We start from the raw sequence: 21,195 nt of genomic DNA, 5'->3' as shown, positions 1-21,195 counted from the left end.
GGGACCTCTGACCGGCGCTTACAGCGTCCGGGCGATTTCCTTGATCTCGAAGAGCTCCAGCTGATCACCCTCGCGGATGTCGTTGTAGTTCTTGAGCTTGATACCGCACTCGAAGCCTTCGCGCACTTCCTTGACGTCGTCCTTCATGCGCTTGAGCGAATCGAGCTCGCCGGTGTAGATCACCACGTTGTCGCGCAGCAGGCGGAAGTGGGCGTCGCGCTTGACCACGCCGTCCAGCACATACGAGCCCGCCACCGTACCGATCTTCGTGGCCACGAACACCGTGCGGATCTCGGCATGGCCGATGACCTCTTCGCGACGCTCGGGCGCCAGCATGCCGGCCATCGCCGTCTTCAGCTCGTCCACGGCGTCGTAGATGATGCTGTAGTACTTGATGTCCACGCCATTGCCTTCGGCCAGCTTGCGCGCGCCCGAATCGGCACGCACGTTGAAGCCGATGACGATGCCCTTGGAAGCGATCGCCAGGTTGACGTCCGACTCGCTGATGCCACCGACGCCGGCGTACACCACCTGCACGCGCACTTCTTCGTTGCTCAGCTTGAGCAGCGACTGCGACAGCGCTTCCTGCGAACCCTGCACGTCTGCCTTGATGATGATCGGCAGCGTCTTGACCTCGCCGGCCGTCATCTCGGAGAACATGTTCTCCAGCTTGGCGGCCTGCTGGCGCGCCAGCTTGGTGTTGCGGAACTTGCCCGCGCGGTAGGTCGCGATCTCGCGGGCACGGCGCTCGTCGGCCATGACCATGAAATCGTCGCCGGCCTGCGGCACCTCGGTCAGACCCTGGATCTCCACCGGGATGGAGGGACCGGCCGACTTGGTGTTCTTGCCGTCCTCGTCGGTCATCGCACGGACGCGGCCGAAGGTCGCACCGGCCAGCACCACGTCGCCCACCTTCAGCGTGCCGGACTGCACCAGCACCGTGGCCACCGGGCCGCGGCCCTTGTCCAGCTGGGCTTCGATCACCAGGCCCTTGGCCGCGGCATCCACCGGCGCCTTGAGTTCCAGCACTTCGGCCTGCAGCAGCACCTGCTCCAGAAGCTCGTCGATGCCCTTGCCCGTCTTGGCCGAGACCTCGACGAAGGGCGAGTCGCCGCCGAATTCTTCCGGCACCACCTCTTCGGCCACCAGTTCGCTGCGCACGCGCTCAGAGTTGGCGTCGGGCTTGTCGATCTTGTTGATCGCGACCACGATCGGCACCTTCGCCGCCTTGGCGTGCTTGATGGCTTCCTTGGTCTGCGGCATCACGCCGTCGTCCGCCGCCACCACCAGGATGACGATGTCGGTGGCCTGCGCACCACGGGCACGCATGGCCGTGAAGGCCTCGTGGCCCGGGGTGTCCAGGAAGGACACCATGCCGCGCGGCGTCTCGACGTGGTAGGCGCCGATGTGCTGCGTGATGCCGCCGGCCTCGCCCGCCGCCACCTTGGTGGTGCGGATGCGGTCCAGCAGCGAGGTCTTGCCGTGGTCGACGTGACCCATGACGGTGACCACCGGTGCCCGCGGCAGCGCGTCGGCCGCTGCGGCCTGCACTTCTTCCTCGGTGAAGGCTTCGGGATCGTCCAGCGCGGCCACGACGGCCTTGTGGCCCATTTCCTCGACGAGGATCATGGCCGTGTCCTGGTCCAGCGACTGGTTGATGGTCGCCATCTGGCCCAGCTTCATCAGCTGCTTGATCACCTCGGACGCCTTGATGGCCATCTTGTGCGCGAGTTCGGAGACGGTGATCGTCTCGGGCACGTGCACTTCGATGATGCGCTGCTCGACCGGTGCCGACTGCTGCGGCGCGTCGTCGCGATCACCGCCGCCACGGCGGCTGCGGGGCCCGCTGCGCCAGTTGTTGCGGCCCACGCCGCCGCTGGCATCGCCGCGGGTCTTGATTTCCTTCTTCTTGGCGTTGTCGTTCGCCCAGCTGGAGGACAGCTTGGCCGACTTGACTTCCTTGCCGGCGCCAGGAGCGGCAGCCGGGGCGGCCGTCGTGCCAGCAGGACGCGTGCCGGTGCCGGTGGCTGGCTTGTGCAGCGTGCCCTTGACGGCCGGCTTGGCCTCGAAGGGCTTCGGCTCTTCCTTCTTGGCCACGAGCACGCGCTTGGGCGCGTTCATCATCTGGCGGATGGCTTCGGCCTCGGCCAGGGCCTTGCGGCGGCGTTCGTCCAGGTCGCGGGCACGGGCGGCCTCGGCGTCGGCGGCGGCCTTGGATTCGGCGGCGGCCTTGGCGCGGGCTTCTTCCTTGGCATCCTCGCGGGCCTTCTCGGCCGCGGCGCGGTCGGCAGCGACCTTGTCGGCGCTGGCCTTGGCGGCGGCGGCGGCATCGGCTTCGGCCTGGGCGCGGGCGCTGGGTGACGACGCCACGCGGGCCTGGTGCGCAGCGGCGTTCAGCGCGGCAGCCTCGGCACGCGCACGCTCGACCTGCACCTCGCGATCGCGGCGGGTACGGTCCACGGCGTCCACGGCATCGGCCTTGGCACGGGCAGCCGCCTCTTCGGCGTCTTCTCTTGCCTGGCGCTCGCGCTCGGCAGCCTCGGCCGCCTCACGCTCGGCGCGCTGCCGGGCGAGTTCCTCTTCCTGCCGGCGCAAGGCCTCGGCGGCCTGACGGGCCTCCTCCTCGCGGCGGGCCAGCTCGGCCGCACGGCGGGCGAGTTCGGCCTCTTCCTCCTGCTGCGCGGCGGCGTTGTCGACCGGCGCATCGTCGCGCTGCATGAAGGTGCGCTTCTTGCGCACCTCCACCTGGATCGTGCGCGCACGGCCCAGAGCGTCGGCCTGCTTGATTTCGCTGGTCGATTTCTTGGTCAGCGTGATCTTCTTGCGCTCAGGCGGCGCGGCAGTGCCATGGCTCGCCTTGAGGTGGCTGAGCAGGCGCTGCTTGTCGCCCTCGGTGAGGGCATCCGAAGCGGCAGACTTGGCCACGCCGGCGCTGCGGAGTTGGTCAAGCAAGGTTTCGGGCGTCTTCTTGAGTTCTTGTGCGAACTCTGCAACGGTAGTGCTGGACATAGGATCTGGTGCCTCCCATCACATCACTCTTGCGCGCCGTCGAACCAATGTTCGCGTGCCTTGAGGATGAGGGACTTTGCTTCGTCGGCGGTCTGGCCGGTGATTTCGGTGAGTTCGTCGACGGCGAGGTCGGCCAGGTCGTCGCGGGTGTGGATGCCGGCTTCCGCCAGCTTGCCGATCAGTTCGGGCGTCAGGCCTTCCAGGTCGCGCAGGTTCTGCGACACGGCCTCCACCTTCTCCTCGCGGGCGATCTCCATCGTGAGCAGCACGTCCTTGGCACGGGCGCGCAGTTCGTTGACGGTATCTTCGTCGAACGCCTCGATCTCGAGCATCTCGGCGATGGGCACGTAGGCCACCTCTTCCAGGCTGGAGAAGCCTTCCTGGATCAGGATGTCGGCGATTTCTTCATCGACGTCCAGCTTCTCCATGAAGAGCTGGCGCGTGACGGCGGTTTCCTCGGCCTGTTTCTGGGCCGATTCGTTCGCGTCCATGATGTTGATCTTCCAGCCCGTGAGCTCGGAGGCGAGCCGCACGTTCTGGCCGCCGCGACCGATGGCGATGGCGAGGTTCTCCTCGTCGACCACCACGTCCATGGCGTGCTTCTCTTCATCGACCACGATGGACTGCACGTTGGCCGGGGCCAGCGCGCCGATGACGAACTGGGCCGGATCCTCCGACCACAGCACGATGTCCACGCGCTCGCCGGCGAGCTCGTTGGTCACGGCGTTGACGCGGGTGCCGCGCACGCCGACGCAGGTACCGATGGGGTCGACGCGCTTGTCGTGGCTGAGCACGGCGATCTTGGCGCGGCTGCCGGGGTCGCGGGCGCAGCTCTTGATCTCGAGCAGGCCCTGCTCGATCTCGGGCACTTCGTTGCGGAAGAGCTCGATCATGAACTCGGGCGCCGAGCGCGACAGGATGATCGGCGCGCCGCGCAGCGTCAGGTCGACCTCCATGATCATGGCCCGCACGCGGTCGCCATTGCGCAGGTTTTCCTTGGGGATCATCTCGCCGCGGCGCAGGCGGCCTTCGACCCGGCCGGACTCGACGATGATGTCGCCCTTGTCCATGCGCTTGACGGTGCCGGTGAAGATGCGCTCGCCGCGCGACATGAAGTCGTTGAGCAGCATCTCGCGTTCGGCGTCGCGGATCTTCTGCAGGATGACCTGCTTGGCGGCCATGGCGCCGATGCGGCCGATGGGCAGCGATTCGACGGGCTCCTCGATGTACTCGTCGACCTGGATGTCGGCCACTTCTTCCTTGGCTTCGAACAGCAGGATCTCCTGGTCGGGCAGCTGCAGGCCGGCCTCGTCGGGCACGACGTGCCAGCGGCGGAAGGTTTCATAGGCGCCGGTGTCGCGGTCGATGGCCACACGGATGTCCACATCGCCCGGATACAGCTTCTTGGTCGCCTGTGCCAGGGCGGATTCCACGGCGGCGAAGACGACGTCGCGCTCGACGTTCTTCTCGCGCGAGATCGCATCCACCAGCATCAACATTTCGCGATTCATTCGATGACCCTACTGTTCGTTCTTGTCACTGCGGCGTCGCCGCGCCGCTCTTGGGCTTGCGCCCCTTGAAATCCACGATGGGGGCGAGTCGCGCCTCGCGCAACTCGTCCAGGGTGAAACCCAGCGCCTGCAGCGTGGCGGGCGCGCGCTTCTTGCTGATCTTCTGGCCCGGCTTGGCGGGCGTGGGCTCGTCGCTCCAGACGATCTGCCAGCCATGGCTGCCGTCAGCGGCCTCCACGCGCTCGAGCGTGCCGCGGAACTTCTTGCGGTTGGCGCTGACCTGGCCGGCGGCTGCCTGGCCCATGGGCGCCTTGAGCACGATGTCGATGACCTCGCCCGCGAAACGCTCGAAATCGCGGTCGTGGCGAAGGGGACGATCGATGCCGGGCGAGGAGACCTCGAGCCGCTGGTAGTCGACGCCTTCGACCTCGAGGGTGTATTGCAACTGGCGAGTGACCTTCTCGCAGTCCTCGACGGTCACGAAGGCTTCTTCAACACCTTCGGCAACGGGGCCCGCCCAGGGCAGATCGATCGTGACACGCAGCAATCCACCGGCCGAGCGCTCGATCTCGACCAGGTCGTAACCCAGCCCAGTCACTGTCTGGGCTACCGTTTTTTCTACCGTCTGCTGCAATGCCACCGTTCGCGTGCGTCCTTCTGACTGAGAGCCCTGGCCGATCTTTGCTGCCGCACCAGAACCGAAGGCCTGCCGGACGGCAGTGCATCCGGCGGGCCTGAACATCAAGTACCCGAGGCGGCGAAGAAGGGGGGACAACCAAAAAAAAAGGGCGGTGAGTACCCGCCCGTTTGGTCGTGAGCCTCCGATTATAGGGAATTTGTGTCGCAATTGCACCTGCTGCTCAGCAGGAGCGGCCAAGACTCACGCAGAAAGGCAAATGGGAGCCCGAATGGCCACTCTTTCCTTTCGCATTCCTCGCCATACCGAGCGCGCCGGATTCAGCGCCCTCGCCCCTTGGATGCAGTGCGGTGCCAGACGATCACGAACAGCAAAGCTCCCAGCATCAGCGCTGCCGCGGCTACCCACAGCGCCGGCGCAAAGCTGCCCCAGCGCTGCGCCACCGGCGCGGCGAAGAGCGGCCCCACGATCTGTCCCAGGCCGTAGGCGGCCGTGGCATAGCCGATCAGTCCGGCCGCGGCATTGCCGCGCAACCGGCGCGCCTCCCGCACGGCGAACAGGGTGATCGCGGTGAAGGGCAGGCCCAGGAGCATGCTGCCGACCGCAAAGCCCGTGATCGTCGGCCACGTCACCGACAGCAGGACACCCAGCGCCTGCATGACATAGCCACTGGCGAGCAGCAACCGGTTGTCCCAATGCTGCGGTGCCCGGCCGCCGATCAGCACCCCCGGCACCACGGCCAAGCCGAACAGCGGCCAGAACAGGTCGGGCCAGGTCGAGCCCGGCAACGCCTGCCGGGCGATGACCGGCAGGAAGGTCGCCGTGATGATGTAGCCGAAGCCGGCCAACCCATACAGCCCGACCAGCCAACCCGCCTCGGCGCCGCCGCCCGAGGCGGGCGGCGTGGACGAAGCCGCTGCGGAAGCAGGCACTCCCTCGCGCCCATCGTCGAAAACGCGCCAGACCAGCGCAATCAAGGCCAGGGCCAGCACGCCATACACGCACCAGGCGATCGAAGCACCCCACCGCCCTGCCGGCCCACCCAGGAAGCCCGTGATCGCAATCCCCAGGCCCGGCCCCGCATAGATGACGCCCCCCAGTCCGGGCGCATGCGCCTCGGCCAGGCGGCGCGCACCCCATCCGCTGGCAAAGACGAAGACCCAGGCGCTCGCGAGCCCGGCCGCCGTGCGCAAGGTGGCCCAGGAGGCAAAGCCATGCAGCAACCCCATGCCGACCAGCAGCGCGGCCGTGGCCACCAACCCCCCGCGAACCAGCGTACGCGCAGGGGCGCGCAGCCAGGCGCTGGACAAGGCGCCGAGGAAATAGCCCAGGTAGTTGAGCGAGGCCAACACGCCGCCCGCTTGCAGGTCGATCTGTCCCTCGCCGAGCATGACCGGCAGCATGGGCGTGAAGGCGAAACGGCCCAGACCCATGGCGACCGCCAGCGCCACCATGCAACCCAGGGCGGCGCGCCAAGCCTGGGCGCTTTCGGAGCGCGGGCCGCCCTGACCGGCGCCGCTCACGTGGGACGCCCCACCAGCGCCGCGGAGACGAGCTGACGGGTATAGACATGGACCGGTGCGCCAAGCACGACATCGACCGGCCCCTGCTCGACGATGCGCCCATCCTTCATGACGACCACGCGATGCGCCATCGCCTGGACGACCTCGACATCGTGCGTGATGAGAAGGTAGGCCAGGCCCTGCTCGCGCTGCAGCCGCTGCAGCAGGGCCAGCACCTGCTTCTGGATGGTGACGTCCAGCGCGCTGGTGGGCTCGTCCAACACCAGCAGGCGCGGCTGCACGATCAGCGCACGCGCGATGGCGATGCGCTGGCGTTGGCCACCCGAGAACTCGTGCGGATAGCGGGACAACAGTTGCGGGAACTGCGCTTCCTCAAGCCCGACTTCCGCCAGCGCCTGCACGACACGCGCATGCCGTTCGGCGGCCGTCAACTCCGGCGCATGGACCGACAGACCCTCGCCCACGATCTGCGCCACCGTCATGCGCGGCGACAGCGACGAAAACGGATCCTGGAACACGGCCTGCACCTGCCGCCGCAGGGCGCGGTCCGCCTTGGCGCCGCGGCGCCAGGCCTGACCGGCGACGCGCATCTCGCCTTCGAAGGGCAGCAAGCCGAGCGCAGCCAACGCCAATGTCGACTTGCCGGAGCCCGACTCGCCGACGACGCCGAGCGTCTCGCCGGGCTGGATCTGGAGTTCGGCGTCCTGCACCGCCACGAACCGGTCGCGTCCGAACCAGCCGCGAAAGCCCGGACGCGGCACCGGATAGCTGACAGCAACCTCGCGGGCCGACAACACCGGCGTGTCGCGGCCTTCCGCCGGCCCATCGGCCACCCGCCGCTCGGGACGGCTGTCGATCAACTTGCAGGTGTAGGGATGGCGCGGCGCATCGAAGACCTGCCGCACGCTGCCCTGCTCCACCAGCCGCCCATGCTCCATGACCGCGACGCGGTCGGCAAAGCGGCGCACGAGGTTCAGGTCGTGCGTGATCATCAGCACGGCCATGCCATGGCGCTGCTGGAGCGTATCGAGCAGGTCGAGGATCTGCACGCGCAGCGTCACGTCCAGGGCCGTGGTCGGCTCGTCGGCCAGCAACAGGCGCGGCTTGCAGGCCAGCGCCATGGCGATCATGGCGCGCTGGCGCTGCCCGCCCGACAGTTGATGCGGAAAGGCCCGGGCGCGGCGCGCCGGCTCCGGCACGCCCGTGTCGGCGAGCAACTGCACTGCGGCCTCGTGCGCGCTGCGGGCGTCCGGCCCCTCGTGCAGCCGCAGCACCTCGGCGATCTGGTCGCCCACCGGGTAGAGCGGGTTCAGGGCCGTCATCGGCTCCTGGAAGATCATGGCGATCTCGCGGCCGCGGATGCCGCGCAGCGAGCGCTCGGGCAAGGCCAGCAGATTGCGCGGCGGATCGCCGTCCAGCCAGGCTTCACCACTCACCTGGGCATCAGGCACCAGCCGCAGCAGGCTGAGCGCCGTGACCGTCTTGCCCGAGCCGGATTCACCGACGAGCGCCAGCTTTTCGCCGGCGGCCAGATCGAAATCGACGCCATGCACCACCGGCTTGCCATCGAAGGCGATGCGCAGGTCCTTCACGCGCAGAAGAGGCTGTGTCATGGGTCAGGCCTTCCGCGGATCCATGGCATCGCGCAGCGCGTCGCCCATGAAGGTGAGCAGCATCAGCGTGACCACCAGCACGCCGAAAGTGGACAGCGAGATCCACCAGGCGTCGATGTTGGCCTTGCCCTGGTTGAGCAGTTCGCCCAGCGAGGGCGTGCCCGGTGGCACGCCCAGGCCCAGGAAGTCCAGCGAGGTGAGCGCCAGGATGGCCGCGCTCATGCGGAAAGGCAGGAAGGTCACCACCGGCACCAGGCTGTTGGGCAGGATGTGGCGCCCCATGATGGCCAGGTTGCCCACGCCCAGCGCGCGGGCCGCGCGCACATAGTCCATCTGCCGGTTGCGCAGGAACTCGGCCCGCACGTAGTCCGACAGCCCCATCCAGCCGAACAGCGAGAGCAGCACGAGCAACAGCGCCACGCTGGGCGCGAAGATGGCGCTGAAGATGATCAGCAGGTAAAGCTCGGGCATGGAGCCCCAGATCTCGATGAAGCGCTGGAAGGCCAGGTCGGTCTTGCCGCCAAAGAAGCCCTGAATGGCGCCGGTGATCACGCCCAGCACCACGCCGATGACCGTGAGCGCCAGCGCGAACAGCACGCTCACCCTGAAGCCGTAGATCAACTGGGCCAGCAGGTCGCGGCCGCGGTCGTCGGTGCCAAGCAGGTTCTCCGAGGAAGGCGCTGCGGGATTCGGCCGGCTGGCGAAGTAGTTCAGGGTGCGTGGCCCATACGGGTTCGGCGCGTACAACGCCCAGTTGCCACCCTGCGTGATGCGCTCACGGATGAATGGGTCGAGGTAGTCGGCCGGCGTCTCGAAGTCGCCGCCGAAGGTCTTCTCGGAATAGTCGGTCAGCACCGGAAAGTAGAGCTGGCCGTCGTAGCGCACCACCAGCGGCCGGTCGGACGACAGCACCTCGGCGAAGAGGCTCAGCACCACCAGCACGGTGAACAGCACCAGGCTGACGAAGCCCAGCCGGTTGCGGCGAAAGCGCCGCCAGGCACGGCGGCCCGGCGACAAGGGAACGGAAGGCGCGGAGGTGTCGCTCATGCTCAGTCGAACTTGACGCGCGGATCCACCCACACGTAGCAGAGGTCGCTGATCAGCTTGGTCACCAGGCCGATCAGCGTGAAGAGGTAGAGCGTGCCCAGCACCACGGGATAGTCGCGGCGGATCACGCTCTCATAGCTGAGAAGGCCCAGGCCGTCGAGCGAGAACAGCGTCTCGATCAGCAGCGAGCCGGTGAAGAAGGCACCAATGAACGCGGCCGGGAAGCCTGTGATGATCGGGATCAGCGCATTGCGCATGACGTGCTTCCACAGGATCTGCTTCTCGCGCAGGCCCTTGGCACGGGCCGTCAGCACGTACTGCTTGCGGATCTCTTCGAGGAAGGCGTTCTTCGTCAGCATGGACGTGACGGCGAAGCTGCCCAGCACCATGGCCGTGATGGGCAGCGCGATGTGCCACAGGTAGTCGACGATGCGCGCGCCCCACGAGAGCTGCTCCCAGTTGGCCGAGGTCAGCCCGCGCAGCGGAAACCACTGCAGTTGCCCGCCAAAGATCACCAGCAGCGCGACGCCCAGCACGAAGCCCGGAATCGCATAGCCCACCAGCACGAGCAGCGTGGTCACGAAATCGAAGCGCGTGCCGGCCCGCACCGCCTTGGCCACGCCCAGCGGCACGGCAATGAGGTAGCTGATGAAGAAGGTCCACAGGCCCAGGCTGATCGACACCGGCAGCTTTTCCTTGACCAGCTCCCACACCGCCTTGCGCTGGTAGAAGCTCTGGCCGAGGTCAAGGCGCGCGAAGGCCTTGAGCATCTGCCAGAAGCGCTCGGGCGCGGGCTTGTCGAAGCCGTACAGCGCCTTGATCTCGGCGACCTGCTGCGGGCTCAGCCCCTGCCGGCCGCGGTAGGCGGAGCCCCCGGCCGAAGGCCCCTCGCCCCCGGCCGAGCGGCCCTGCAGTTGCGAGACCATCTGCTCGACCGGACCGCCCGGCACGAACTGGATGACCGCGAAGCTCACCAGCAGCACGCCCAGCAGGGTCGGCACCATCAGCAGCAGACGTTTGAGGATGTAGATGGGCATGCCGCGCTGCCTACTTGTTGCTGGAGGACGCCCACCACGTCGCCGCGGCCCAGCTGTCGGGTTCGTAATAGGGAGGGATGCTCGGCGGCAGCACGAAGCCCGCCGGCCGGTAGCCCACCAGGAAGCCACTGCTGTACCACTGCGGGATGCCGTAGTAGCCGTTGGTGAGTACGCGGTCGAGCGCACGCATGGCGGCGCCCAGGTCGTCGCGGGTGGTGGCGGCCAGCACGCGGCGGATCAGCGCGTCCACGGCAGGATCCTTCAGGCCCCAGTAGTTGGCCGAACCATGGGTGCCGGCCGCCTCCGACCCGAAGTATTCGAGCAGTTCGCTGCCCGGCGTGGTGCGTGCCGGGATGCGGATGCTGCCCAGCTCGAAATCGAAGTCGTCCATGCGCTGCTGGTAGAGGGCGCCGTCGACATTGCGCATCGTCAGCTGGATGCCGAGCTTGGCCATGGCGGCCTGCATCGGCAGCACCAGTCGCACGCCCGAAGGCTGGGCGTTGAGGTATTCGAGCGTGAAGGCCTCGCCCTTGGCATTTCGCAAGGCGCCGTCGCGATAAGTCCAGCCCGCCTGGGCGAGCAGGTCGCGGGCCTTACGCAGGTTCTCGCGCAGGCTGGACGGCGGCGCGGTGCTGGGCGACAGCGGCACGGGGCCGAACACCTCGGGCCGAAGTTGCGCACGCAGGGGCTCCAGCAAGGCGAGTTCATCCGGGCCTGGCAGGCCCTTGGCCTGGAACGGGCTGTTGGGAAACCAGCCCTGCACGCGCGTGTAGATGCCGTAGAACATCTGGCGGTTGAGCCATTCGAAATCCATCGTCAGGGCCAGCGCCTGCCGCACGCGCACGTCCTGCAGCTTGGGGTTGCGCAGGTTGAAGATGTAGCCCTGGTAGTCGCCTGGTGCGCCGCTGGGAAAGACCTGCTTCTTGACCTCGCCGCGGTCGAAGGCGCGGCCCGTGTACTGGCGCGCCCAATTGCGGGAGATGAACTCGCGCTTGAGGTCGTATTCCCCCGCCTTCAGGCCTTCGAACCGGGCCGTGTCGTCCAGGTAGAGCTTGTAGGTGATGCGGTCGAAGTTGTACTGCCCGCGGCGCACCGGCAGGTCGCGGCCCCAGTAGTTCTTGTCGCGCACGTAGGTGATGTCGCGACCCAGCCGGGCACTGGACGGCCGGTACGGGCCGGAGCCGATGGGCAGTTCGGTGATGACCTGATCGAAGGGCTTGCCCTGCCCCCAGCGCTGACTGAACACCGGGATGCCGCCGGCCAGCAGGGGCAGTTCGCGGTTGTCCGAGTCGAAGTCGAAACGCACCACGCGTTCGCTCACGGCCTTGACGCTGCGGATGCCCGCCAGCAGCGTGCGGTACTGCGGCGCCGCCTGCTTGCTGATGAGCGTGCGCCATGAATGCACGACGTCTTCGGCCAGCACTGGCGTGCCATCGCTGAAGCGCGCCTCAGGCCGCAGGCGGAACACGGCGGAGCGATGGTCGGACGCCACCTCAACGTCCTCGGCCAGCAGGCCGTAGGCCGTCGAGGGCTCCTGCAGATTGCCCACGAGCAGCGACTCGAACACCAGGTCCGTGAGGCCTGCAGGCGCCGTTCCCTTGAGCGTGAAGGGATTGAACTTGTCGAACTGCGTGACCGCGATCGGCGGCACCAGCCGGATCTCGCCGCCCTTGGGCGCGTCCGGGTTCACGTAATCGAAGTGGGTGAAGCCCGATGGGTACTTGATGTCGCCGAACTGGGCATAGGCGTGCGCACCCCAGGCGGGCAGCGCCGCAACCAGAAGGGCCGGGAGCAGCCAGAGTCGCATGCGAGAATTCTGCCCAAGTTTTTCTCAAGGCAGACCCATGGGCTTTCTCAGCGGCAAGAAACTTCTGATCACCGGCGTCCTTTCCAATCGTTCCATCGCCTACGGCATCGCCAAGGCCTGCCATGCGCAAGGCGCAGAGCTCGCCTTCAGCTACGTGGGCGAGCGCTTCAAGGACCGCATCACCGAGTTCGCTGCCGACTTCGACTCCAAGCTGGTCTTCGACTGCGACGTGGGTGACGATGCCCAGATCGCCAAGCTGTTCGAGGACCTCTCGCAGACCTGGCCCAAGTTCGACGGCTTCGTCCACAGCATCGGCTTTGCGCCGCGCGAGGCCATCGCCGGCGACTTCCTCGAAGGCCTGTCGCGCGAGGCGTTCAAGATCGCGCACGACATCAGCGCCTACAGCTTCCCGGCCATGGCCAAGGCCGCCCTGCCCTACCTCAACGACCAGGCCGCGCTGCTCACGCTGACCTACCTGGGCGCCGTGCGCGTGGTGCCCAACTACAACACGATGGGCCTGGCCAAGGCCAGCCTGGAAGCCTCGGTGCGCTACCTGGCCGGCTCGCTGGGCCCCAAGGGCGTGCGCGTCAACGGCATCAGCGCCGGCCCCATCAAGACGCTGGCGGCCAGCGGCATCAAGGGCTTCGGCAAGCTGCTGCCCGCCGTGGCGGCCGTCTCGCCCATCCGCCGCAACGTGACCATCGACGACGTGGGCAATGTGGCCGCCTTCCTGCTGTCCGACCTGGCCGGTGGCGTGACGGCCGAGATCACCTACGTGGACGGCGGCTTCAGCAACGTGGTCGGCGGCATCGACGAGCCGTCCGAAGGCTGAGCCACTTTCCCTTTCTCTTGTGATGAACATGCGCCGTCGCGGTCTTCTGCTGGCGGCGCTTTCGTTTGCGCTGAGCGTGCCGGCCCGGGCCGCGCCGCCCGCGCTGATGCTGGCGGAGGTCTGGCGTCCGGGCATGCCGCTCGACGGCTACTGGGTCAGCGAGAAGTACGACGGTGTGCGCGGCTTCTGGGACGGGCAGGCCTTGTGGACGCGCGGCGGCGAGCGCATTGCCGCGCCGGCCTGGTTCACGGCCGGCTGGCCGCAGCAGCCGATGGATGGCGAGCTCTGGGCCGGCCGCGGGCGCTTCGAGCATGCCTCGAGCACGGTGCGCAGCCAGGCGCCGGACGATGCGGCGTGGCGCGCCATGCGCTTCATGGTCTTCGACCTGCCCGCAGAACCGGGCGACTTCGACCACCGGCTGCAGGTGCTGCAGCGGCTGCTTCCGATCAAGGCCATCCCCTGGCTCGAGCCCGTGCGGCAGGAACGCGCAACCACGGCCGAGGCGCTCCGGCGACAGCTCGACGCCATGGTGCGGGCTGGCGGCGAAGGACTGATGCTGCACCGGGGCAGTTCGCTCTATGGCGCCGGCCGCAGTGCGGACCTGCTCAAGGTCAAGCCCTATGACGATGCCGAGGCGGTGGTGCTCGCACACCTGCCGGGCCAGGGCCGACACGCTGGCCGGATGGGCGCGCTGCAGGTGCGCACACCCGAAGGCCTGGTCTTCAAGCTGGGCGGCGGCTTCACCGATGCACAGCGCGACGATCCGCCGCCGGTGGGCAGCACGGTCACCTACCGCTACAACGGGCTCACGGCACAGGGTGTTCCGCGCTTCGCGCGCTTCATGCGCGTGCGCACGGACCGCTGAAGCCCGTGGAGCCCAATCCGCCCCCCTCGCCGCCACGGCAGCACGAGGCACCGCGCCGCCTGCGCGGCCCGGCGCGCTGGCTGATGATGGCGCTGGCCGTGGTGGCGTTGGTGCTGGCCGTGGCCGGTGTTGTCCTGCCGGGCCTGCCGACCACGCCCTTCGTGCTGCTGGCCGCTTGGGCGGCCGCCCGCAGTTCGCCGCGGCTTGCGGGCTGGCTCGAAAGGCACCCGCTCTTTGGGCCGTTGATCTTGAACTGGCGTGCGGGTGGCCGCGTCAGCCGACGGGCCAAGCGCAGCGCCGCAGCGGCCATGGCCGTGTGCGCCGTCGTGCTGATCTGGCTGTCGCCCTCCCGCTGGGGTGCCACCGCAGGAATCGGCGCCATGGCCTGCGTGCTGATCTGGCTCTGGCGGCGGCCGGAGCCTTGAGACTCGGAACGCGTCAGCGGCCAGGGGGCCTCGACGCGGATGGCCGCAGCGGCACCACGCCAGGCTCGCGTCGCGCGCCGCCAGGGGTTCAGGCCGACGGCCGTTCGCCGCGCGCCATCCGCGCCTCGATGTCGTCCAGCACCGGAATCAGTTCCGCCACGCTGTCGATCACGTAGTGCGCCCCGGCGCTCTTCAGTTCCGCCGTGGCACGGGCGCGCACCTGCGCTTGGCCTGCGGCATCGAGCGCCTGCCACTCGGCCAGCGTGAGACCCGCCGCATTGCCGCTGATCGCCAGCCCCACGGCCCAGGTGCCGGCATTCAGGCCCTCCTGCACGCCCACGCCGGTATCGTCCACCTTGACCACCGAATGGGCGGGCCACACGCCGAGGTCGGCGAAGCAGCGGTACATCATCAAGGGCGAAGGCCGGCCGGCCGCCAGGTCGCCCGCGCACACGAGGTTGTCCGGCACATAGCCGCCCTTCGCGGCGATGGGCGTCACCACCTCCATGATCAGCCGGTTGTAGCCGGTGGTGGAGCCGATGCGCAGGCCGCGCGCACGCACGGCGGCCACGGTGTCGAGCGCGCCCGGGATGAAGTCGCAGAAGTCGGGCACCACGGCAGCGTTCATCGGCGTGAACACCTCGTAGAGCTCGTCGACGTCGGCCCGCGTGAAGCCTCGGCCGAAGCGCGCCTCCCATTGGGCCGCCACGCGTGGCAACTGGCTCAGCGCATGGATGTGGTCCCACTTGGCCACGCCCATGGGTCCGCGCGCCTCGGCGATGCTGAGGTCGATGCCGTAGCGCTCGAACAGACGCACGAAGGCGCCCATGGGCGCACAGGAGCCGAAGTCGATGATGGTGCCGGCCCAGTCGAAGACGACGGCCTGGAGTTTTTGCTGGTCAGTCATGGGATATGCGGTGGGTCGGCCTACCAGCCGGCGAAGACCTCTTCGGCAATGCCGAAGGCCGTGCTGGCGCCGGTGCCGCTGGTGACGATCACCAGGCGCGTGGCATCGTCCGGCGCGTCGATCAGGCAGTCGGTGTCGGGCGACGAGGGATAGGTGCCCACCCAGCGCTGGGTGACGGTGTAGTCGGGCAGGTGCAGCGCCTCCTGCATGTGACGCAGCATCAGCGCGTCGACCTGCGTGTCGGCGAAAGGCTCGAGCACCGGGCCGTAGTGGTGGGAGTCCCCCACCACCAGCGAGCCGTCGGCGCTCTGCACCACGATCAGGTGGATGCCATGAGCCAGCGACTCGCCCTCCTCTGCCTCCAGCTGGGCCCGCAGCGCCCGCGCCGCCGGCAGCTTGCTGTAGCCGTGGTAGCGCACCAGGCTCAGGTCGGCCATGACCGAGCCTGGCAGCTTGAAGCCCTCCGGCGGGCGCACCCGCAGCATGTGCAACTGGCACAGCTGCAGGCGATGCGGCGCCAGCCGCTCGGCAAACAGGCCGTTCAGTTCGATGTTGGTGCAGACGGCCACGCGTTCCGCATGCAGTGTGGCGCGGGCGGTGCGCACGCGCGGCGTGCCCACCTCCAGCACCTGTTCGCTGAAGCGGAAGACCACGCCGTGCGCCTCGGCCAGCCAGGCCGCCAGCAGGCCGATGGCGGTGCGCGACTCCACGCGCGCCTCGTGCGGGCTATAGAGGACCGCACGGGCCGGGCCTTCGGGCCCGTCCAGCCGCAACGTCGGTGCGCGCTGCACGGCCTCGGCCACGTCCAGCAGTTCGCAGCCTTCGGCCATCTCGGTGTCCATGAACTGCGCCAGCACCGCCAGCGCCTTGTCGCGGAAGGCCGTGAGGTAGAGGCCCTGGTGGACGACCTCGATGCCGGCCTGCGGCGCCACCTCGCCCCACACCTCGCGCGCGCGGCGGGCGCGGCGCCAGGTGTCGCCGGCGCCCTGCCCGGTCACGGTCACGAAGCCGAAGTTGCGGATGGACGCACCGATGCAGGCGGCGTCCTTCTCGATCACGCAGACCTTGAGGCCGCGCCGCGCGGCGGTGTACGCATGGGCCAGGCCGACGATGCCGGCCCCGACCACGATCAGGTCGAAATGGGTGTTGCTCATTCGTTGGAGGTCCTTCGGCTCATCGCAGCCGCCAGCGCTGGGTGCGGCGGTCCACCCAGCGGCCGAGCAGCAGGTACAGCACGTTCACGGTCGCCGAGGTCCCGGCGATCAGCACCGCCATGGCCGCGGCAGCGCCGATCTCGCCGGCCTCGTCGAGGTTGAGGATGGCGACGGAAGCCAGACGCGTCTCGGGCGAGTACAGGAAGACGACCGCCGAGATGGTGGTCATCGCGTTGATGAAGAAGTAGCGCGACACGTCCAGCAGCACCGGCAGGCAGATCGGCAGCGTGACGCGGCGCACGGTGGTGAACACCGGCACCTTGAGCGAGGCGGCGACGGCCTCGAACTCGCCGTCGATGGCCTTCAGCGCCGTGACCATCGTCAGGTGACCCGTCGTGTAGAAGTGCACCACCGTGCACAGCACCAGCAGCCCCATGGTCTGGTACAGGCCGTTGAGCGGGTTCCACGGCGCGTTGAAGAAGAAGATGTAGCCCAGGCCCAGCACCAGCCCCGGCACCGCCATGGGCAGCATGGCCATCAGCCGGATCACGGGACGCAGCACATCCAGGCCGCGCGTCTTCTCCAGCAGGTAGGCGCCGCAGAACACCACGGCCGTGCCGACCACGGACGTGCAGGCGGCGAGCAGCAGGCTGTTGAGCACCGCGCCGCCCAGCTCGGCGTCGACGATGCCGGCGACGTAATGGTCGAGGCTGGGCGTGAGGTTGTAGGGCCACAGCTTGGCAAAGGAAGCGAAGACCGCCATGCCGAACATCGCCACCATCAGTGCGCAGACGAGCAGGCAGTAGGCGGTCATGGCCGCATCGAAGCCCTTGGCCGGCCGGGGCGTCAGCGCCACTGCGCGCGCCGTGAGCATGGCCGTCTGCTTGCGCTGCACCAGGTGATCGACCGTGAAGGTGAGCAGCGCGGGTGCCAGCAGCAGCAGGGCCACGACGGCGCCACGCTGGAAGTCCTGCTGGCCGATCACCAGCTTGAACACGTCGGTGGCGAGCACGTTGAAGTTGCCGCCGACGACCTTCGGGATGCCGAAATCGGTGATGACCAGGGTGAACACGACCAGCGCGGCGGAGATCAGCCCGTACTTCGCGCCCGGGAGCGTGATGGTGAAGAAGCGCCGCAGGGTGCGGGTGCCCATCGCATCAGCGGCTTCATAGAGCCGTGCGTCGGCCAGCGACAGCGCCGTCACCAGGATCATCAGCGCATGCGGGAAGGTGGCGAAGCATTCCGCGAGCACGATGCCCGGCGCGCCATAGATGCTGTCGAAGCCCAGCGCCTGCCACAGCCCCTTGGCCGCGCCCTGGTTGCCGAACCAGTAGATCAGCGAGATGGCCGACAGCAGCGAAGGCGCAAGCAGGGGCAGCAGCGTGATGCTGCGCAGCAGGCCCTTGGCGGGCATGCAGCTGCGCATGAGCGCATAGGCGAAGCCGAAGGCCAGCGGGATCACGAGGGTCGTCACCAGTGCGGACACCCACAGGCTGTTCCAGAGGCTGCCCAGCAAGGCGGGCGATGCGAGGTAGGCGCGGAAGTGGCCCCAGCCCGAGCGCTCCTCGGTCTGCTGCAACGCCTGCGACAGGATGGCGCCCAAGGGCAACAGCAGGCCGATGACCAGCAACAGCGCCACGGCCACCAGCAGCAAGTGCGCCACACGGTCGCTCCAGTGCACATGCAGCCGGACGGCCGGCAGGCGGATCGCGGTCTGCACGTTCAGGCCTCCGTCGCGGGGAAGGCGCGCAGCCGGTCCAGCCGCAGCGCGAAGCGCAACCGACGGCCCTGCTGCACGCCGAACTCGTCCATCTGGTTGAGCGAGAACTGCAGCTGCAGCGGCTCGGGCAGCCCTTCCACCACCAGCTCGGCGAGGCAGTTGCCACCCAGGAACTCGATGTGCGCCACCGTGCCCGTGCACAGGCCCGGATGGTCGGCATCGAAGCCGGTCATCGCGCGGTCTTCCGGACGCAGGTAGAGCATCACCTCGCGGCCCGCGCGGTACTCCGCCCCATGGCCGGGCTCCACCTGCCAGCGCCGGTCGCCACACCGGAACCAGCGCCCGCCCTCGGCCACGGCGGGCAGCCGGTTGACCTTGCCAACGAACTCGGCCACGAAGGGCGTCGCGGGCTCGCGGTAGACCTGCAACGGCGTGCCCACCTGCTCGATCACGCCGTGGTTCATCACCACGATGCGGTCGGCAATGGACAGGGCCTCTTCCTGGTCGTGCGTCACCATGATGGTGGTCACGCCCAGCCGCCGCTGCAGCGCACGGATCTCGTTGCGCAGGTGCACCCGCACGATGGCGTCGAGCGCCGACAGCGGCTCGTCCAGCAGCAGCAGGCCCGGCGAGGCGGCCAGTGCGCGCGCCAGCGCCACCCGCTGCTGCTGGCCGCCGGACATCTGCGCCGGGTACTTGCCGCCGCTGCCGGGCAGGCCCACGAGCTGCAGCAGCTCATCGACACGCGCGGCGATGGCCTTGCGCGGGCGCCGCTGGTTGACCAGCCCGTACGCCACGTTGTCCGCGATGCTCAGGTTGGGAAAGAGCGCATAGGACTGGAAGACGATGCCGTAGTCGCGCTGGGCCGGCGGCAGGCGCGAGATGTCGGTGCCGCTCTGCCAAAGCTGGCCACCCGTCTGCACTTCCAGCCCCGCGATGATGCGCAGCAAGGTGGTCTTGCCGCAGCCCGAGGGGCCGAGAAAGCACACCAGCTCGCCTTGCGGAATGGTCAGGTCGATGGACTCCAGCGCCGTGAAGGTGCCGAAGCGCTTGTGCACGCCCTGCAGCCGCAGGTAGTCGGGCTGGGGCACGCTTTCGACCAGGGACAGCGGCGCCGGCGCAGCACCCACGCTGCGGTCGGCCGCATAGGCATGCGCCGGCGCGGTCATCACTTCTTCGCCTCGCTCTTGGCGTCGTAGCGGCGCGTCCACTCGGCCAGGGTGCGCTCGCGGTTGGTGGCCGACTTCTCGAAGTCCATCTTGATCAGGCGGGCCTCGTAGTCGTCGGGGATGCCCGCCAGCTTGGGAGCCACGCCCGGCTGGGCAGTCACGGCGAAATTCTTGCCGTAGAGCAGCATGGCGTCCTTCGACGTCGCCCAGTTCGCCAGCCTCTTGGCAGCGTCCAGCTTCTTCGTGCCTTTGTAGATGCCGACGGCCTCAAGGTCCCAGCCCAGGCCCTCCTTGGGGAACACCAGCTCGATGGGCGCACCCTTGGCCTTGTTGGTGTAGCCGCGGTATTCGAAGGAGATGCCCGCCACGTACTCGCCGGAGGCCGCCATGTTGCAGGGCTTGGAGCCGGAATGCGTGTACTGCGCGATGTTCTCGTGCAGCGCATCCATGTACTTCCAGCCGCCGCCCTTGCCGGCGTCGTCGCCCCACAGTTGCAGCCAGGCCGCGACGTCGAAGTAGCCGGTGCCCGACGAGGCCGGGTTGGGCATCACCACCTGGCCTTTGTACTCGGGCTTGGTGAGGTCCTTCCAGGTGGTGGGGATGGGAATGTTCTTCTTCTTGGCCTCGACCGTGTTGAAGCACACGACGGCACCGAACACATCCATGCCGACCCAGGCGGGCGGGTTCTTCTTGTCGCGGTACTGCGGCATCACCGCGTCGAGGTTCAACGGCGCATAGGGCTCGAGCATGCCCTGCTTGTCGAACAGCGCCATGCTGGAGGCGGCCACGCCCCACACCACATCGGCCTGCGGGTTGGCCTTCTCGGCCAGCAGCTTGGCAGTGATCACGCCGGTGGAGTCCCGCACCCACTTGATCTCGATGTCGGGCTCGACCTTGTTGAAGGCACTCTGGTAGGCCTTGAGCTGGTCGGTCTCCAGCGCGGTGTAGACCGTCAGCTGGGTCTTTTGCGCGAAGGCCGCGCCGGTGGCGGCCAGGCCGATGAGGGCGGTCGCGATGGTCTTGACGGAAAAGTGCATGGGCAGGCTCCTCGATGAAATGACCGGGCGAATGTGCCGCCGCGAAACGACATCTTCGTGACACGGTCGCCAAGCAAAATCGGGGCCTGCTCCACCTCTTTGTCTATTGTTATTTGTAGATCGTAGACAATCTACGCTCTCGAACCTACCATCGCGCCATGCCTGCCGCCCCTGCCAAGAAGGTCTCTTCCCATCCCGTCATCGCACAGCTTCAGTGCCATTCGCTGGCGAATGTGGTGCAGGCCGAGATCGAACGCATGATCCTGGACGGCGAACTCGGCCCCGGCGCCAAGCTCACCGAGGCCACGCTGGCCGACCAGCTGGGCGTCTCACGCGGACCGGTGCGCGAGGCCTTCCGCATGCTGGAGGAAGGCGGCCTGGTGCGCACCGAGAAGAACCGCGGCGTGTTCGTGCGCGACGTGCCCATCGAGGAAGCGCTGGAGATCTTCGAGGTGCGTGCCGTGATGGACCTCTATGTGGGCCGCAAGCTGGCCGAGACGGCGACCCCCGCCCAGGTGCGCGAACTGCGGCAGCTGGTCGATGCCATGGACCAGGCGGTGAAAGCGGGCGACGCCAAGGACTACCACCGCTTCAACCTCGCCTTCCATGACCGCCTGCTGGAGCTGGCCGGCAACGCCAAGCTGGTCGCCACCTACCGCAAGCTGGTGAACGAGCTGTCGCTGTTCCGCCGGCAGAACCTCACCGACGAATCGATGGCCGTCTACTCGCGCGAGCATCGCGCCATCCTCAAGGCCATCGCCTTCGGCGACCCGGAGGCAGCGGGCCAGGCCATGTACCAGCACGTGATGAACAGCCGCGAGCGCACGCGCCTCAACTGGGAGAAACAGCGCGGCTCGACCACGGGCAGCGGCGCTGCCTCGCTCGCCGCGTCATGAGGCCTC

The 21,195-nt window shown here is 68.2% G+C and carries 17 protein-coding genes; 4 read left to right on the top strand and 13 right to left on the bottom strand.

Annotated features, from left to right (window positions below; genetic code table 11):
- Positions 1–18 precede the first annotated feature (18 nt).
- The 8 genes from infB to L0984_RS13950 all read right to left on the bottom strand — a co-directional run bounded on the left by infB (position 19) and on the right by L0984_RS13950 (position 12,184).
- A complete protein-coding gene (gene infB / locus L0984_RS13985; protein ID WP_234194229.1) occupies positions 19–3,009 on the bottom strand; it encodes a translation initiation factor IF-2 in 2,991 nt (996 codons plus the stop codon).
- 23 nt (positions 3,010–3,032) lie between these two features.
- Positions 3,033–4,520, bottom strand: coding sequence for a transcription termination factor NusA (gene nusA, locus L0984_RS13980; RefSeq protein ID WP_234194228.1), 1,488 nt, complete (start codon positions 4,518–4,520; stop codon positions 3,033–3,035).
- Between the two features lie 25 nt (positions 4,521–4,545).
- Positions 4,546–5,160, bottom strand: coding sequence for a ribosome maturation factor RimP (rimP, locus tag L0984_RS13975; RefSeq protein WP_114804129.1), 615 nt, complete (start codon positions 5,158–5,160; stop codon positions 4,546–4,548).
- A gap of 317 nt (positions 5,161–5,477) precedes the next feature.
- Entirely contained in the window at positions 5,478–6,611 is a 1,134-nt protein-coding gene (locus tag L0984_RS13970) for a YbfB/YjiJ family MFS transporter (RefSeq protein WP_234194408.1), read from the bottom strand.
- Positions 6,612–6,676: 65 nt separating this feature from the next.
- The gene (locus L0984_RS13965) at positions 6,677–8,293 is read right to left on the bottom strand and encodes an ABC transporter ATP-binding protein (protein WP_234194227.1); all 1,617 of its coding nucleotides are present in this window, start codon (positions 8,291–8,293) and stop codon (positions 6,677–6,679) included.
- 3 nt (positions 8,294–8,296) lie between these two features.
- Positions 8,297–9,340, bottom strand: coding sequence for an ABC transporter permease (locus L0984_RS13960; RefSeq protein ID WP_234194226.1), 1,044 nt, complete (start codon positions 9,338–9,340; stop codon positions 8,297–8,299).
- Between the two features lie 2 nt (positions 9,341–9,342).
- Entirely contained in the window at positions 9,343–10,377 is a 1,035-nt protein-coding gene (locus L0984_RS13955; RefSeq protein WP_234194225.1) for a microcin C ABC transporter permease YejB, read from the bottom strand.
- 10 nt (positions 10,378–10,387) lie between these two features.
- Positions 10,388–12,184, bottom strand: coding sequence for an extracellular solute-binding protein (locus L0984_RS13950; protein WP_234194224.1), 1,797 nt, complete (start codon positions 12,182–12,184; stop codon positions 10,388–10,390).
- Between the two features lie 37 nt (positions 12,185–12,221).
- Here L0984_RS13950 and fabI point away from each other — a divergent pair, with 37 nt between their 5' ends.
- From fabI to L0984_RS13935, 3 genes are read left to right on the top strand one after another with little or no spacing between them, the layout of a single operon-like run.
- A complete protein-coding gene (gene fabI / locus L0984_RS13945) occupies positions 12,222–13,016 on the top strand; it encodes an enoyl-ACP reductase FabI (RefSeq protein ID WP_017762261.1) in 795 nt (264 codons plus the stop codon).
- Between the two features lie 28 nt (positions 13,017–13,044).
- Entirely contained in the window at positions 13,045–13,881 is an 837-nt protein-coding gene (locus L0984_RS13940) for a DNA ligase (protein WP_234194407.1), read from the top strand.
- Between the two features lie 5 nt (positions 13,882–13,886).
- Positions 13,887–14,306, top strand: coding sequence for a YbaN family protein (locus tag L0984_RS13935; protein WP_234194223.1), 420 nt, complete (start codon positions 13,887–13,889; stop codon positions 14,304–14,306).
- Positions 14,307–14,394: 88 nt separating this feature from the next.
- Here L0984_RS13935 and phnX read toward each other — a convergent pair whose 3' ends face one another.
- From phnX to L0984_RS13910, 5 genes are all read right to left on the bottom strand, one after another.
- Positions 14,395–15,213 carry a phosphonoacetaldehyde hydrolase gene (gene phnX, locus L0984_RS13930; protein WP_234194222.1) on the bottom strand — a complete coding sequence of 273 codons (819 nt, stop codon included), beginning with the start codon at positions 15,211–15,213 and terminating at the stop codon, positions 14,395–14,397.
- Positions 15,214–15,233: 20 nt separating this feature from the next.
- Positions 15,234–16,367 (bottom strand): TIGR03364 family FAD-dependent oxidoreductase, encoded by a 1,134-nt coding sequence (locus L0984_RS13925; RefSeq protein WP_234194221.1) that lies wholly within the window; start codon positions 16,365–16,367, stop codon positions 15,234–15,236.
- 19 nt (positions 16,368–16,386) lie between these two features.
- On the bottom strand, positions 16,387–18,093 hold the full coding sequence (locus tag L0984_RS13920; protein ID WP_234194406.1) for a putative 2-aminoethylphosphonate ABC transporter permease subunit: 1,707 nt from the start codon (positions 18,091–18,093) through the stop codon (positions 16,387–16,389).
- Entirely contained in the window at positions 18,090–19,178 is a 1,089-nt protein-coding gene (locus L0984_RS13915) for a putative 2-aminoethylphosphonate ABC transporter ATP-binding protein (RefSeq protein WP_234194405.1), read from the bottom strand. The genes L0984_RS13920 and L0984_RS13915 overlap by 4 nt, the downstream gene beginning before the upstream one ends.
- A gap of 77 nt (positions 19,179–19,255) precedes the next feature.
- Positions 19,256–20,293 carry a putative 2-aminoethylphosphonate ABC transporter substrate-binding protein gene (locus L0984_RS13910; RefSeq protein ID WP_234194220.1) on the bottom strand — a complete coding sequence of 346 codons (1,038 nt, stop codon included), beginning with the start codon at positions 20,291–20,293 and terminating at the stop codon, positions 19,256–19,258.
- Positions 20,294–20,451: 158 nt separating this feature from the next.
- Here L0984_RS13910 and L0984_RS13905 point away from each other — a divergent pair, with 158 nt between their 5' ends.
- The gene (locus L0984_RS13905; protein ID WP_234194219.1) at positions 20,452–21,189 is read left to right on the top strand and encodes a phosphonate utilization associated transcriptional regulator; all 738 of its coding nucleotides are present in this window, start codon (positions 20,452–20,454) and stop codon (positions 21,187–21,189) included.
- Positions 21,190–21,195 lie beyond the last annotated feature (6 nt).

This window comes from Pseudacidovorax sp. NFM-22, assembly GCF_021401245.1.
Taxonomy (GTDB): domain Bacteria; phylum Pseudomonadota; class Gammaproteobacteria; order Burkholderiales; family Burkholderiaceae_C; genus Xenophilus.
The sequence above is the reverse complement of the archived record's forward strand: the minus strand, read 5'-3'. Positions and strand labels throughout refer to the sequence as shown.

Bases quoted from the DNA above. Each gene is read 5' to 3' on its own strand.
- infB (WP_234194229.1), bottom strand. From the start codon at position 3,009: ATGTCCAGCACTACCGTTGCAGAGTTCGCACAAGAACTCAAGAAGACG.
- nusA (WP_234194228.1), bottom strand. From the start codon at position 4,520: ATGAATCGCGAAATGTTGATGCTGGTGGATGCGATCTCGCGCGAGAAG.
- L0984_RS13970 (WP_234194408.1), bottom strand. From the start codon at position 6,611: ATGGTGGCGCTGGCGGTCGCCATGGGTCTGGGCCGTTTCGCCTTCACG.
- L0984_RS13965 (WP_234194227.1), bottom strand. From the start codon at position 8,293: ATGACACAGCCTCTTCTGCGCGTGAAGGACCTGCGCATCGCCTTCGAT.
- L0984_RS13960 (WP_234194226.1), bottom strand. From the start codon at position 9,340: ATGAGCGACACCTCCGCGCCTTCCGTTCCCTTGTCGCCGGGCCGCCGT.
- L0984_RS13955 (WP_234194225.1), bottom strand. From the start codon at position 10,377: ATGCCCATCTACATCCTCAAACGTCTGCTGCTGATGGTGCCGACCCTG.
- L0984_RS13950 (WP_234194224.1), bottom strand. From the start codon at position 12,184: ATGCGACTCTGGCTGCTCCCGGCCCTTCTGGTTGCGGCGCTGCCCGCC.
- fabI (WP_017762261.1), top strand. From the start codon at position 12,222: ATGGGCTTTCTCAGCGGCAAGAAACTTCTGATCACCGGCGTCCTTTCC.
- L0984_RS13940 (WP_234194407.1), top strand. From the start codon at position 13,045: ATGCGCCGTCGCGGTCTTCTGCTGGCGGCGCTTTCGTTTGCGCTGAGC.
- phnX (WP_234194222.1), bottom strand. From the start codon at position 15,213: ATGACTGACCAGCAAAAACTCCAGGCCGTCGTCTTCGACTGGGCCGGC.
- L0984_RS13925 (WP_234194221.1), bottom strand. From the start codon at position 16,367: ATGAGCAACACCCATTTCGACCTGATCGTGGTCGGGGCCGGCATCGTC.
- L0984_RS13910 (WP_234194220.1), bottom strand. From the start codon at position 20,293: ATGCACTTTTCCGTCAAGACCATCGCGACCGCCCTCATCGGCCTGGCC.
- L0984_RS13905 (WP_234194219.1), top strand. From the start codon at position 20,452: ATGCCTGCCGCCCCTGCCAAGAAGGTCTCTTCCCATCCCGTCATCGCA.